At 67.8% G+C, this 12,450-nt stretch carries 10 protein-coding genes and 2 pseudogenes; 7 read left to right on the forward strand and 5 right to left on the reverse strand.

Annotated elements, in window-relative coordinates:
• Positions 1–707: 707 nt before the first annotated feature.
• Positions 708–1,769: pseudogene (locus tag QTQ03_RS18515) on the reverse strand (ferritin family protein); the annotation flags it as partial.
• 450 nt (positions 1,770–2,219) lie between these two features.
• Here QTQ03_RS18515 and QTQ03_RS18520 point away from each other — a divergent pair.
• Together QTQ03_RS18520 and QTQ03_RS18525 are read left to right on the forward strand one after the other, a co-directional pair.
• A pseudogene (locus tag QTQ03_RS18520) lies at positions 2,220–2,821 on the forward strand (SDR family NAD(P)-dependent oxidoreductase); the annotation flags it as partial.
• A 254-nt stretch (positions 2,822–3,075) separates the two neighbouring features.
• On the forward strand, positions 3,076–3,942 hold the full coding sequence (locus QTQ03_RS18525) for an ATP-grasp domain-containing protein (RefSeq protein WP_289279140.1): 867 nt from the start codon (positions 3,076–3,078) through the stop codon (positions 3,940–3,942).
• Positions 3,943–3,951: 9 nt separating this feature from the next.
• Here QTQ03_RS18525 and QTQ03_RS18530 read toward each other — a convergent pair whose 3' ends face one another.
• Positions 3,952–5,385, reverse strand: a complete 1,434-nt coding sequence (locus tag QTQ03_RS18530) for an ISKra4 family transposase (RefSeq protein WP_289280660.1) — start codon at positions 5,383–5,385, stop codon at positions 3,952–3,954.
• Positions 5,386–5,597: 212 nt separating this feature from the next.
• Between QTQ03_RS18530 and QTQ03_RS18535 the strand changes: the two genes are divergently transcribed.
• A complete protein-coding gene (locus QTQ03_RS18535; protein ID WP_289279141.1) occupies positions 5,598–6,047 on the forward strand; it encodes an ATP-grasp domain-containing protein in 450 nt (149 codons plus the stop codon).
• Positions 6,048–6,245: 198 nt separating this feature from the next.
• Here QTQ03_RS18535 and QTQ03_RS18540 read toward each other — a convergent pair whose 3' ends face one another.
• Both QTQ03_RS18540 and QTQ03_RS18545 read right to left on the reverse strand, forming a co-directional pair.
• A complete protein-coding gene (locus tag QTQ03_RS18540) occupies positions 6,246–6,548 on the reverse strand; it encodes a GYD domain-containing protein (RefSeq protein ID WP_502889779.1) in 303 nt (100 codons plus the stop codon).
• A gap of 112 nt (positions 6,549–6,660) precedes the next feature.
• A complete protein-coding gene (locus QTQ03_RS18545; protein ID WP_289280660.1) occupies positions 6,661–8,094 on the reverse strand; it encodes an ISKra4 family transposase in 1,434 nt (477 codons plus the stop codon).
• Positions 8,095–8,870: 776 nt separating this feature from the next.
• Between QTQ03_RS18545 and QTQ03_RS18550 the strand changes: the two genes are divergently transcribed.
• From QTQ03_RS18550 to QTQ03_RS18565, 4 genes are all read left to right on the forward strand, one after another.
• Entirely contained in the window at positions 8,871–9,089 is a 219-nt protein-coding gene (locus QTQ03_RS18550; protein ID WP_289279143.1) for a CbtB domain-containing protein, read from the forward strand.
• Between the two features lie 17 nt (positions 9,090–9,106).
• Entirely contained in the window at positions 9,107–9,856 is a 750-nt protein-coding gene (locus QTQ03_RS18555; protein WP_289279144.1) for a CbtA family protein, read from the forward strand.
• A gap of 1 nt (position 9,857) precedes the next feature.
• Positions 9,858–10,682 carry a (2Fe-2S)-binding protein gene (locus QTQ03_RS18560; RefSeq protein WP_289279145.1) on the forward strand — a complete coding sequence of 275 codons (825 nt, stop codon included), beginning with the start codon at positions 9,858–9,860 and terminating at the stop codon, positions 10,680–10,682.
• A gap of 111 nt (positions 10,683–10,793) precedes the next feature.
• Positions 10,794–11,384 carry a helix-turn-helix domain-containing protein gene (locus QTQ03_RS18565; protein ID WP_289279146.1) on the forward strand — a complete coding sequence of 197 codons (591 nt, stop codon included), beginning with the start codon at positions 10,794–10,796 and terminating at the stop codon, positions 11,382–11,384.
• A gap of 326 nt (positions 11,385–11,710) precedes the next feature.
• On the opposite strand, the gene QTQ03_RS18570 is transcribed toward QTQ03_RS18565, so the two are convergent.
• Entirely contained in the window at positions 11,711–12,295 is a 585-nt protein-coding gene (locus QTQ03_RS18570; protein WP_289276146.1) for a hypothetical protein, read from the reverse strand.
• Positions 12,296–12,450: the final 155 nt, after the last annotated feature.

Below are 12,450 nucleotides of genomic sequence, written 5' to 3' on the forward strand. Positions count from 1 at the left end.
CCAACGTCCCTGGGCGGGGCGGCTCGGACCGCGCCACGGGCCCCTCCCCGATTCCAGGAAACTGACACGTGGATGGCGAGGAGGCCGATTCCGGCACCTCCTCGCCACTCCACTTCAGTCAGCGCAAGTGTCCTCCTGGTACGTCACTCGACCAGGACGTTGTTGTTGCCACTGAACTCCTTGTGCTTGCCGTCCTCGTGCTTGCCGTCCTCGTGCTTGCCGTCCTCGTGCTTGCCGTCCTCGTGCTTGCCGTCCTCGTGCTTGCCGTCCTCGTGCTTGCCGTCCTCGTACTTGTGGCCGTCGTACTTGCCGTCCTCGTACTTGCCGTCCTCGTACTTGTGGCCGTCGTACTTGCCGTCCTCGTACTTGCCGTCCTCGTACTTGTGGCCGTCGTACTTGCCGTCCTCGTACTTGCCGTCCTCGTACTTGTGGCCGTCGTACTTGCCGTCCTCGTACTTGCCGTCCTCGTACTTGTGGCCGTCGTACTTGCCGTCCTCGTACTTGTGGCCGTCGTACTTGCCGTCCTCGCCCTTGTGCTCCTTGCCCTTGTGGCCGTCCTCGCCCTTGTGCTCCTTGCCCTTGTGGCCGTCCTCGCCCTTGTGCTCCTTGCCCTTGTGGCCGTCCTCGCCCTTGTGCTCCTTGCCCTTGTGGTCCTTGCCCTTGTGCTCCTTGCCCTTGTGGCCGTCCTCGCCCTTGTGCTCCTTGCCCTTGTGGTCCTTGCCCATCAGGCGCGCGAGTTCGATCTCGAAGGTCATCTTGTGCCCTTGCTCGTCCGTCTTGATGTCGAGGAAGAGGCTGGCCGCTGCCGGGTCACCCAGCTGGTTTGCCCTGGTGATCGCGGCCGTGTAGTAGTCGATCGCGCCCTGCTCCGACTCGATCGAGACCTGGAGGTTCATCTTGGGGCCGTTGACGAATCCGGCGAGGTTGGAGACCTTGCGGTAGTTCTGCACCTCCTGGTTTCCGAGTCCGGCCAGCAGCGCGCCCAGTTTCGCCATACCCGTGGAGACGGCGACCTCGGCCATGGTCTCGTACTGCCCCCACTGCCAGGCCGCCACGCCCAGCGCCGAGTCGGAGGGGGCCGTCAGCGTGCTGTAGAACGGCTCGCTGTAGTTCGGCCCCGGCGTGACCTTGAGCGGGACGTCCTTGACGGGCGGGGCGTAGGGCACCTTGCCCATGCCCTCCGCCAGGCTGCGCTCCGCCTGCGTGAGCAGGGCAGCGGCCTCGGCCTGCCACTTGGCGAGGCCACGCAGCGTCTCGTACGACTTGCGGTCCGGCGCCTCGGCCGCCCAGGCCAGGTACGCCTGCTTGGCCTGCACGGCCTGGGTGATCGCCACCCGCAGGTTGTACAGGTTGTCCTGGTTGCTGTAGATCTCCGACATCATGATCTCGGACTTGTAGTGGTCCCAGTACTCGACGTTGGCGACAGACCGCCAGACGTTGGCCAGGTTGGTGAGGCCCTTGAAGTCCGCTGCCTCGGCGTAGGAGTTGTACTGCAGGTGGGCCCAGGCCTGGGTGACGGCCGCGCCGTTCAACAGGTCGTCCACCGACCCGGCGTTGTACGCCCCGTTCGGGCTGGTGTCGAACAAGGCGGGGTACGCCGGGCATTGAGCGTTGGCGACCGGGCACAGTTCGGACGCGGCCGGGTACGGCTGAGCGGACGTCGGTAGTCCGGCGGCCGACAGGGCGGCCGGAGCGGACAGGCCGAGGGCGGCGAGAGCGGCCACCCCCACCAGGGCTGATCTTCCCCATAGAGCGTGTCGGGTGTACATGACGTGCAGTCTCCAGTCTTGGTAATCGGGTTTGTTGTCGTGGCAGCGAGGTCGTGCCAGCGCTTCACGGAACCCGCCGGGAGCGACCTCGGTGCGGGTGGTGTCCCGCCACAATCCACCGCGCCCGGCCGGCTCGGGCTCGGTGGCTGCCTTCACCAGAGTGCCGCGACAGCCCGACAGGTGGTCCGAAACGCGAAAGAAAGAACCTTTCGGGTCCACTTACTCTGTCCGGACCAAACCGCGCAGTCGACACCAGAACCGGAACGTCCTCAACCCGCAGCACCCGGAGCACGTGGGCAGTGGGGGTCGACCACGACACCACCGGGTTCCATCGCCACTCACCGACTCCCGCACCTGGGTCTTTGACTTGCGACTCAGAGCCGAGCCGCCCGGCCGGCAAGCACACCACCCGCGCTGGGATGTCGGCGTGGCGTGGTGACGCACGGGTGACTCGACGCGGTGATCAACAACGCGGGTGCCGGACACGTCGGCACCCTTGAGCAGGGAGCCGTGGACGACGTCCGGACGGTCATGGAGGTCACCTTCTTCGGCGTCCCGCACGTCAGCCACGCCGCCCTGCCACACCTGCGAGCCGCCAAGGGACGGCTGCTGACCGTGACCAGCGTCGGCGGAGTCATCGGTCAGCCGTTCAACGAGGCGTACTGCGCGGCAAAGTTCGCCGTCGAGGGGTTCATGGAGTCCCTCGCCCCAGTCGCGGCAACCGTCGGGGTCACCGTCACGGTCACCGTCATCGAGCCGGGTGCCGTGATCGGTGAGTTCGTCGCCAACGTCGGCGTCGACCGGGACGCCATCCCCGCGCAGGCCGGCGACTACGGGCCAGCTCTACGTGCCTACCTCGGTCGCATCGGCGATACGTATACCTCCGCTCAGACCTCCGCCGAGGTTGCCGCGAGCGTGATCGCGGCGCGGACCGATCCGGGTCCTGCCTTCCGGTACAGACCAGTGCGGCTGCCCGGCAGTTCGTCGGACTCAAGCTCGCCGACACCGACGGATGCGGGGTCACCGGCATGACGACTGGTTGGGTCGCCTGACCGGCCCCGAGACCACAACAGCGCACTGTTCGCGGTCCTCGGTCGGTGCCATCGATGTCCAGTGGAGACTCGCTGGCCGGCACCCGACATCGAACGCCGGCTCTCGGAACGCCACATGGCGCTGCGTCGCAGTCGGCACGCAGCCAGATGTGCCTCACGCCAGAAGCCGGCGGGGTTTGGCCCGATCCACGGCTGTCGTGGGATGGACGGTGCACAATCAATCGGAGGGCAACCCGCACAGTGACGGAGACGTGGTGGAAACGACCAGGCAGGGTGTCGCCGCTGCGGATGACCTGCCCCGCGTGGGTGTGCTGTACAAGCCGTCGGGCAGTGCCTCGCTACCGGAGATCCGCCACGCCGCCTCCGGGCTGTGCCAACCGGTCGTCATCGTCACCGAGTCAGTCGCCGGACAGGTGCCCGAACTGGCGAAGTCGGACGGCCACCTCGTCGATGTCGTCGTGACGAACCGGCTGGACGCGGTGATCGATGCCGTACGGCGACTGGGTCTGGCCGGACTGACCACCTTCCATGACTCCTACCTCGGGATCACCGACGAGGCGGTGGCCCAGCTTGGGATGCCCGGCTCCACTGGTCTGCGGTCCCCGTGGGACAAGCTCGAACAGCGCCGGGTCCTGGCAGCCCGGGGACTGACTCGGGCACGTGCCTGGCCGATCGAGACCGAGGAGGATTTCCTCCAGGTGGTCACCACGCTGCCCGGCCCATGGGTGCTCAAGCCGCGTCGTGGGGTCGGCGGGGCCGGGGTGACTTTCGTGGTCACTCCGGCCGACGTCACCTTCCAACGGACCCACCGCCGGAACTGGCGAGGGCTGCTTCTGGAGGACCGCCTACCTGACGGACGACACCCAGCGGAGACAGCGGGACTGGCCGACTTCGTCTCGGTGGAGACGATGAACGCCGATTCCGGCCGACGCCACCTCGCGGTGTTCGACAAAACCCCGGTCAGGGTGATCCGTCGGGCCGGCACCGATGCCGCCGACGCTGTCGCCGTCAGCGGTGACATCACCCCGTCCCGGCTACCTGAGTCGATGGTCAACGAGCTTGGACAGTATGTGGCTGGTTGTCTCGACGCCTTGGAAGTCAATTGGGTGCGGCTCCTCTGAGGTGATCGTCTATTGTGGGATGGCACCGCCGAGGTAGCGGCTGTTGTGGATGCGTTGTTGTTCCTGGGCCAGGTGCCAGGTCCAGTACTGGTCGAAGTCGCCGTTGCTGATCAGGGTGCGGAGTTTGAGGATTGCTTCGGCGCCGTCGAGGCCCCAGCGAGCGCCGGTGACGTCCATACGATCTTTGACCAGGTGGCGGCAGGCGCCTTCGATCACCCCGGTGGCGATCGGCCACCCGTTGGCCAGCGCGGTCGGGTAGTCCAGGTACGGTTTTTTGGCCAGCAGGTAGGCGGCGGCGACATCGGCGGGTTTGCGTTTGCCGGGGTCCAGGCCGTGGTAGGTGGCCTTGCGTCGGATGGCTGCGGCGACTATGCCGGCCCGTCCGGCCAACACCTGCCGGGCCTGGGCGCGGACCCACCGTTCGGCGTTCGGGTCGCCCTCCGGGTGGAAACACCAGGTGGCCTTCCAGAGGTACTCGATGACGTGGATGAAGTCCACAACAACCGGCAAGGTGATCTTGCGGGTTTTGGCCTCGGCGTGGATCCGGTCGATCTGGTGGGTGTTGCCGTCGACCAGGGCGATCCAGGTCCGAGCGTGGTCGGGGTCGCGGCGGTCGGCCTCGGCGAACCCGGCGGCGATCACCGCCGCGGCGTCGTCGGTCACGCTGGCGTGCAGCCACTTGCCGGAGGTGACCGGCGCCGGGGTAGCAGTTTGGGCCGCTTCGGGGTCCTCGGGCAGGATGTCGGCGATGGTGCGCGGCTTGCCGGTCACGTCGAAGACCGCGGCGACCTCGCACATCCGCTTGCGGTTGCGTTTCTCGCCCTTGGACCGGCGGCCGGCCAGTTTCTGGCTGACCGCGGCCTTGGCGGTGCCCGCGCGGAGCCCGTCGGGGCGCATCACCACCCCTTTGGCGTCGAAGGACAACGCCAGCACATCATCATCGGCCGACCAGTCCGGGGCGTGGGCGGTGTAGAAGGCATCCACATCTATCGCCGCTGCGGCGGCCAACGCCTCGACCTGCCGTTTCCCGATACGCACCGTGGTGGCCCGCTCAATCGCGGCCGCCGCGTCGGTGAACGAGCCGCGGGCCGCCTCGGCCGCGGCCAACCGGCGCAGTCCATGCGAGTGCTTCTCCACGGGCAGGTTCAACACCGCGTCCGCCGGGTTCAGATCGGCCCGCGCCCGCGCCCGGTAGGCGATACGCGTCACCACCACCTCACCGAACCGGGTGGCCAGCGTCCGCTGCCGCCCCCGCTCGGCCCACCCCCGCAGATGGCTATCGGCGTCGGTCACCTCGTCGAGCCGTTCCTCCCGACTGGCACGAAGATCCAGACTGTCCTGCAACAACTGACACAGCAACCGCATGCCATCGGTATGCAGCCGCTCCTCCAGTTCGGCGTGAGTCATCCCCGCCGCATGCTCACCGGACAGGAAGTCCACCATCGCGCCGAACCGCACGGATGAGCCGGCGAAAGCATCGTCCGCCGTCTCGGATGCGTACTCTTGCACCGGGCTCCCTCTTTGCTGATGTTCGTGTCTCGCAACCGACGAACATAGCGGGAGGATCCCTTTCACCATCACAACCAGTAACACATCCCCAGGCCACACAGCGTGTCGCCGCACCTCACCAGAGCCGCACCCAAGTCAATTGGAGGGTGACGCACACAGAGGTCAAACTTACCCCGGACGGGCCCGACATCATCGAGATCAACGGCCGGGTGGGTGGTCACCTCAACCGCCTGCTGCGTCTGGTCGACGGTCCCGATCTGGTAGCCGTGGCGCTCAGTCTGGCAATGGGTCGTGAGCCGGAGATGACCGCCGCCGGCCAGAAGGGGTATGCGATGGGAATCTTTCCGTCGTTCTCCGACCGGCAGGGTGTGGTCCGCTCGCAGGTCAGCCCGGATGATCTGCGAAGGCTGCCCGGGGTGGTACACGTCGACGAGGTCGTATCGGTCGGACAGCCACGCCAGGCCAACGACTTCCGAATGGCCAACGTGGCGCTGTGGGCGCCGACCGCGCAACAGTTGGACAGGGATGCGACGGCTACGGTCGCAGGGATCAGACGGTTCTTTGGTGAAGACGAGGCTGCTACGCTGGATCATTGATGACTGGCGATCAAAATGTCGTCCACCATCCACATCCACAGACCGGTCGTCCGCTGATCCGACCCGAGGCCCACCTCCCGGCCACCGATCCGGGTCCAGCCGGCGCCTCCGTTCGGCTCGCAGAATTGCCGGCCTACCGGTGGAGGGACGGAACGGTGGCGACGCCGCCACCGTCTTCTACTCGCCACACCCTAAACGTCACCGGCCTGGCGCCCGGTAGGCGATCGGAACTTGGGCCGCCTCGTCGATATCCTCCGAAGTCAGGAGCGGGATCATCACGGTGTCCACACCACCTGCGGCGCGGACGGCGATGCCGAGTGCGGCAGCGGTCATGTTGTCCGGCAGTTCACACAACACGTACAGGTCGTGTTCGCCGAACGAAAAGTACAGGGCCTCCACCTGCCCGCCGGAATTCTCGATGAGCGCCTGAACCACCTCGGCACGCCGTGTCCCCCCTTCCTTGGCTAGTCCGCCGATTCCCTGGGTGGTGTAGGTCGCCATGACCAGAAACCTCACCACGCTGGCACCACCTTTCTCCGTTTTCCCGCAGTCCCGACCGCCTCCGCCGTTGGTACCCACAATCCGTCGGGTGCGGCTCCTCTGAGGTGATCGTCTATTGTGGGATGGCACCGCCGAGGTAGCGGCTGTTGTGGATGCGTTGTTGTTCCTGGGCCAGGTGCCAGGTCCAGTACTGGTCGAAGTCGCCGTTGCTGATCAGGGTGCGGAGTTTGAGGATTGCTTCGGCGCCGTCGAGGCCCCAGCGAGCGCCGGTGACGTCCATACGATCTTTGACCAGGTGGCGGCAGGCGCCTTCGATCACCCCGGTGGCGATCGGCCACCCGTTGGCCAGCGCGGTCGGGTAGTCCAGGTACGGTTTTTTGGCCAGCAGGTAGGCGGCGGCGACATCGGCGGGTTTGCGTTTGCCGGGGTCCAGGCCGTGGTAGGTGGCCTTGCGTCGGATGGCTGCGGCGACTATGCCGGCCCGTCCGGCCAACACCTGCCGGGCCTGGGCGCGGACCCACCGTTCGGCGTTCGGGTCGCCCTCCGGGTGGAAACACCAGGTGGCCTTCCAGAGGTACTCGATGACGTGGATGAAGTCCACAACAACCGGCAAGGTGATCTTGCGGGTTTTGGCCTCGGCGTGGATCCGGTCGATCTGGTGGGTGTTGCCGTCGACCAGGGCGATCCAGGTCCGAGCGTGGTCGGGGTCGCGGCGGTCGGCCTCGGCGAACCCGGCGGCGATCACCGCCGCGGCGTCGTCGGTCACGCTGGCGTGCAGCCACTTGCCGGAGGTGACCGGCGCCGGGGTAGCAGTTTGGGCCGCTTCGGGGTCCTCGGGCAGGATGTCGGCGATGGTGCGCGGCTTGCCGGTCACGTCGAAGACCGCGGCGACCTCGCACATCCGCTTGCGGTTGCGTTTCTCGCCCTTGGACCGGCGGCCGGCCAGTTTCTGGCTGACCGCGGCCTTGGCGGTGCCCGCGCGGAGCCCGTCGGGGCGCATCACCACCCCTTTGGCGTCGAAGGACAACGCCAGCACATCATCATCGGCCGACCAGTCCGGGGCGTGGGCGGTGTAGAAGGCATCCACATCTATCGCCGCTGCGGCGGCCAACGCCTCGACCTGCCGTTTCCCGATACGCACCGTGGTGGCCCGCTCAATCGCGGCCGCCGCGTCGGTGAACGAGCCGCGGGCCGCCTCGGCCGCGGCCAACCGGCGCAGTCCATGCGAGTGCTTCTCCACGGGCAGGTTCAACACCGCGTCCGCCGGGTTCAGATCGGCCCGCGCCCGCGCCCGGTAGGCGATACGCGTCACCACCACCTCACCGAACCGGGTGGCCAGCGTCCGCTGCCGCCCCCGCTCGGCCCACCCCCGCAGATGGCTATCGGCGTCGGTCACCTCGTCGAGCCGTTCCTCCCGACTGGCACGAAGATCCAGACTGTCCTGCAACAACTGACACAGCAACCGCATGCCATCGGTATGCAGCCGCTCCTCCAGTTCGGCGTGAGTCATCCCCGCCGCATGCTCACCGGACAGGAAGTCCACCATCGCGCCGAACCGCACGGATGAGCCGGCGAAAGCATCGTCCGCCGTCTCGGATGCGTACTCTTGCACCGGGCTCCCTCTTTGCTGATGTTCGTGTCTCGCAACCGACGAACATAGCGGGAGGATCCCTTTCACCATCACAACCAGTAACACATCCCCAGGCCACACAGCGTGTCGCCGCACCTCACCAGAGCCGCACCCCAATCCGTCCGGCCACGCCTTGCGGCTCAGCACTGAAGGGTCTCCCCACCGCGCAGACCAAGCCTCCGCACATCAACGACCTGCCGGATCCTCGAACGTCTGGGCATACCGCCGACGCCGATGCGCCGGAACACACCAACCGGTATCCCGGAGTCACACCAGATGGCGGTGGTTCCTCCCAACCAGGCCTCGGCTGTCCTCGCTTGCGACCTCAATCCAGGTGCACTGCGCTCTCACCCTCCCAACGCCGGTGTTCTTCGTATTGGAGGTAGAGCAACCCGCACGTACACATTCTCGGCGCCACCGCCGAACTCGACGGGCCGCGGACCGTCCTGCCGGCACGCAACCTGCTCGACGGTCAGCGGCCTACTCGACGATCGGCGGTGCCACAGTTGACACGCCGGCGCCGCCGACCGTAGCGTCCGTGGCGAGTGACGATGTGAGGAAGCCGGTGCAACTCCGGCACGGTCGCGCCACTGTGACCGCGTCCGCCCGCAACCGCGGGGGGACGCGGAAGTCAGACCCGCCACCGTCACCGGAACCCGTTGTGGGACGCGTAATCCCGAGGAGGTTGCCCCGTGTCCAGCCCGTCTTCCGCCCTGCCGCAGCCGGCCATCCCGCCCGTCGCCATACCGTGGCGTGAGCTGCAGCCGTGGCTGCTCTTCGGCACCGTGTTGGCCCTCGTGCTGCTCCACTTTGTCGGCACCGAGCAGGGTGTCTTCCAGATGATCAGCGGTGCGGACGTGCACGAGTTCGTACACGACGGCCGCCATCTACTCGGCTTCCCCTGTCACTGACGGAAGGGGCCGTCACCGTGCTGTCACCCCGTGCCCTGCTGGTCCGCGGCATGCTCGCCGGCCTAGCCGCCGGATTTCTGGCGTTCGTGTTCGCCTACTTCGTCGGCGAGGGCCCGATCGACCAGGCAATCACATTCGAGGAAGCCAACGCCGCACCGCACCACGCCGTGGCCGACGATCCAGGGGGCGTCAGCCGGGCGGTGCAAAGCACTCTCGGCTTGATCACCGCCTCGCTCATCTACGCCGTCGCCCTGGGCGGGATCTTCGCGATGGCCTTCGCCGCCGCCTACGGGCGGATCGGTCGGTTCGGGCCGCGGGCGACCGCGGCGCTGGTCGCGCTCACCGGGTTCCTGGTGGTCGCGCTGGTGCCGTGGCTCAAATACCCGGCCAACCCCCCGGCGACCGGCGACTCCGAGACCATCGGTCAACGCACCTCGCTGTTCTTCCTGACCATGGCGATCGCGCTCGCTGGTGTGGCGCTCGGTGGATACCTCGGCCGGACGCAGGCCGCTCGACTCGGCGCCTGGAACGCTGGCCTCGTCGGAGCCGGCGCGTTCGTCCTGGTAGTCGGGCTTGCGCTGGCGTTACTTCCCTCGATCGAGGAGGTCCCGGAGGGCTTCTCGCCGATCCTGCTCTGGAACTTCCGGCTGGCATCGCTGGGGACTCAGATCGTCGTCTGGGCGACGCTCGGCCTGGTCTTCGGCCCGCTGGTCGAACGGGGCATGCGCCGTTCGCAGCACGCCGCGGCCGTGGCCGCCGGCCGGTAAGGTGGCAGCTCCGCCGCTGTCTCCGTCCGAACCGTGTGACGCCCGTCCGGCGCTGACGGCGGCCTCCGCGCTAGGCCCCTTCTTCGCCTGGTCCTCGTGGTCCGACCAGGCGGGCTGGCGGTCACTGGCTGAGCTGCTCGATGGTGAGGTCCTCGCCGAACGGGTGGACGCGGCGGCCGCCACGCTGCGCGCGCGGTGCGATCTGCCGGTGGATGCTGTGCCGGTGCGCGTCGTCGCGTCGGTCACGTTCCTGGGCCTGGCGGCGCGGCTGGTGTCACCGCCGCTCGGGGCGGCCGTCGTGGGCGGCGCACTGCCGCTCGCGAGCCTCGATGATCTCTGGTGGCGTCCACCCACAGCTGGGCCCTGGCCGGTCGCGCACGGCCCGCTCGACGCGCTGCCCAGCGGCGACCTGGACGATCGCGCGGTCACGACGGCGCTGGTCGAGACAGCGGTGCAGGGCCCGGTACGACTGCTGCTGGACGCATTCCGTGCCCAGTTCCGACTGTCGCCGCACGTTTTGTGGGGCAACGTCGCCGCTGCCCTGGCGGGTGCTGCCGGGGTGCTGTCCGACACCGCGCCGGCTCACGCCGAGCGGGCCGGCGCGGTGCTGGCGGTGGCGCTGGAGCTGCCGCCGCTGGCCGGCACCGGCACCGTGGTCCGGCCGGATCCTGATCGAGCCCGGAGATTTCTGGTGCGACGAAACTGCTGCCTCTACTACCGCATTCCGGGCGGTGGCACCTGCGGTGACTGCGTCTTGACGTCCCCAAGCCAGCTGCGGCGGCACTGGCGCGCGGTGCTGGCCGGAACCGGGAAGCCGCCGGCGTGACGTAGGCTGTGCCCCGCACGGGGCACCCGAGTAACGCCTCCCGGCGGCAACCATCCATCGACGACACAAACCGACCGGCAAACATTCATGCTGTTCTGGCAAAATGCTGGCATGGACGACGACCTGGGCCGGGCCCTCGACACGGTCGGCCCCCGGCTGCGGGCGCTGCGGCGACAGAGCGAGACAACCCTGACGGACCTATCAGCGCAGACCGGCATCTCGGTGAGTACCCTCTCCCGACTGGAGTCAGGCGCCCGACGGCCGACCCTCGAACTGCTACTCCCGCTGGCCCGCACGCACGGCGTCACGCTCGACGAGTTGGTCAACGCCCCGCCCACCGGCGACCCCCGAATCCACCTACGCCCGGTCACCCGCCACGGGATGACCGTGCTTCCACTGTCCCGCCGGACCGGCGGCATTCAGGCGTACAAGCTGGTGATCCCCGCCAGCATGCAGGACCCGGACCCACAGACCCACGAGGGGTACGAGTGGCTCTACGTACTCAACGGCCAGCTACGCCTCGTCCTCGGCCAGCACAACCTGGTGCTGGCGCCCAACGAAGCGGCCGAGTTCGACACTCGCACATCACACTGGTTCGGCACCGCCAACGCCGAACCCGTCGAGGTCCTCAGCCTCTTCGGCCCTCAGGGTGAACGCACCCATCTCCGCGCCCGCCCCAGGACGCAACCACCACCCACATAGCCCGGCGAGGACCATCGGCCGACGATCCGCGTCAGACCAGGCAGCACCCACCTCGACCACCGAGCGCAGCCACACACAACAGCCCGCGAGTCGACGCCCACGACGCCGCCCCCGAATCAACATCAACGTACCCCGGCGACCACGGGCGCCGTCCGGATATGGGCGCGATCCCGGGCGTCACCATGATCGACAATGCCCAGCCTGCGAGGTTGGCCACCCGTTGCGGGACCGGACCGCGCCGCAGATGCTGTTGGCCGGCACCCGGGTTCGGGTGCCGGCCAGCAGCTTGTTTCCCCCTTTGGGGTCAGGTTGTGTGGCTTGGTGGGTCAGCTGGTCCAGTGTTCGGCGACGAGGTCAGCGGCCTGGGTTTCCCACTGGGCGTAGTGGAACGGGTACGCCGACACCTGCACCGTCTGCGCGGCCTCGGTCAACGGCATGTCCTGCCAACCGTCGACCTGCTTCAAACCCTTCAGGAACGCGGTGGTCGAGTACTCCGGGTCGGTGATCTGCTCCACCGTGCCCCAACCCGAGGACGGACGCTGCTGGAACAGGCCCTGCGAGTCGTGGTCGTTACGGTCACCCAGGTGACCCAGATTCTCCAGCTTCGACTCCTGCAGCGCGGTGGCGACCGCGACCACGGCAGCCCGCTCGTCCATACCCGCCTTCTTCGTCGCCGCGACGATCGCCTTCACATTCGCGACCTGCTCGTCACCCAAGTCGATCCGGGACTGCTCACCCTGCGTCCCGTGCGCAACCAGCTTGCCGGCGTCCGGCTTCTCCACCCGCACCACCCCAGCCGCAGCGGAGGCGGGCGCGGTGTCGGTGACAGCCGTCAGAGGACCAGCGACGACACCGGTACTCAGAGCCAGACCAGCGACACCAAGGACACTACGACGGAAGACCGTGTTCATGAAAGACGCTCCATTCGGGGGTCGACACCCACACACACCCGAGGGAGTCAGGGCGCAGGGGTACAAGCACCGTCCGGCGCTCACCAAACAAGAAAGGGCAAAACAAGGAAGAGCCAACGGCCACCGCCACGCCCGGGGGGACACGCACACGGCGC

This window comes from Micromonospora sp. WMMA1363 (assembly GCF_030345795.1).
Taxonomy (GTDB): domain Bacteria; phylum Actinomycetota; class Actinomycetes; order Mycobacteriales; family Micromonosporaceae; genus Micromonospora.

Bases quoted from the DNA above. Each gene is read 5' to 3' on its own strand.
- QTQ03_RS18545 (WP_289280660.1), bottom strand. From the start codon at position 8,094: ATGGTGGACTTCCTGTCCGGTGAGCATGCGGCGGGGATGACTCACGCC.
- QTQ03_RS18530 (WP_289280660.1), bottom strand. From the start codon at position 5,385: ATGGTGGACTTCCTGTCCGGTGAGCATGCGGCGGGGATGACTCACGCC.
- QTQ03_RS18565 (WP_289279146.1), top strand. From the start codon at position 10,794: ATGGACGACGACCTGGGCCGGGCCCTCGACACGGTCGGCCCCCGGCTG.
- QTQ03_RS18570 (WP_289276146.1), bottom strand. From the start codon at position 12,295: ATGAACACGGTCTTCCGTCGTAGTGTCCTTGGTGTCGCTGGTCTGGCT.
- QTQ03_RS18540 (WP_502889779.1), bottom strand. From the start codon at position 6,548: ATGGCGACCTACACCACCCAGGGAATCGGCGGACTAGCCAAGGAAGGG.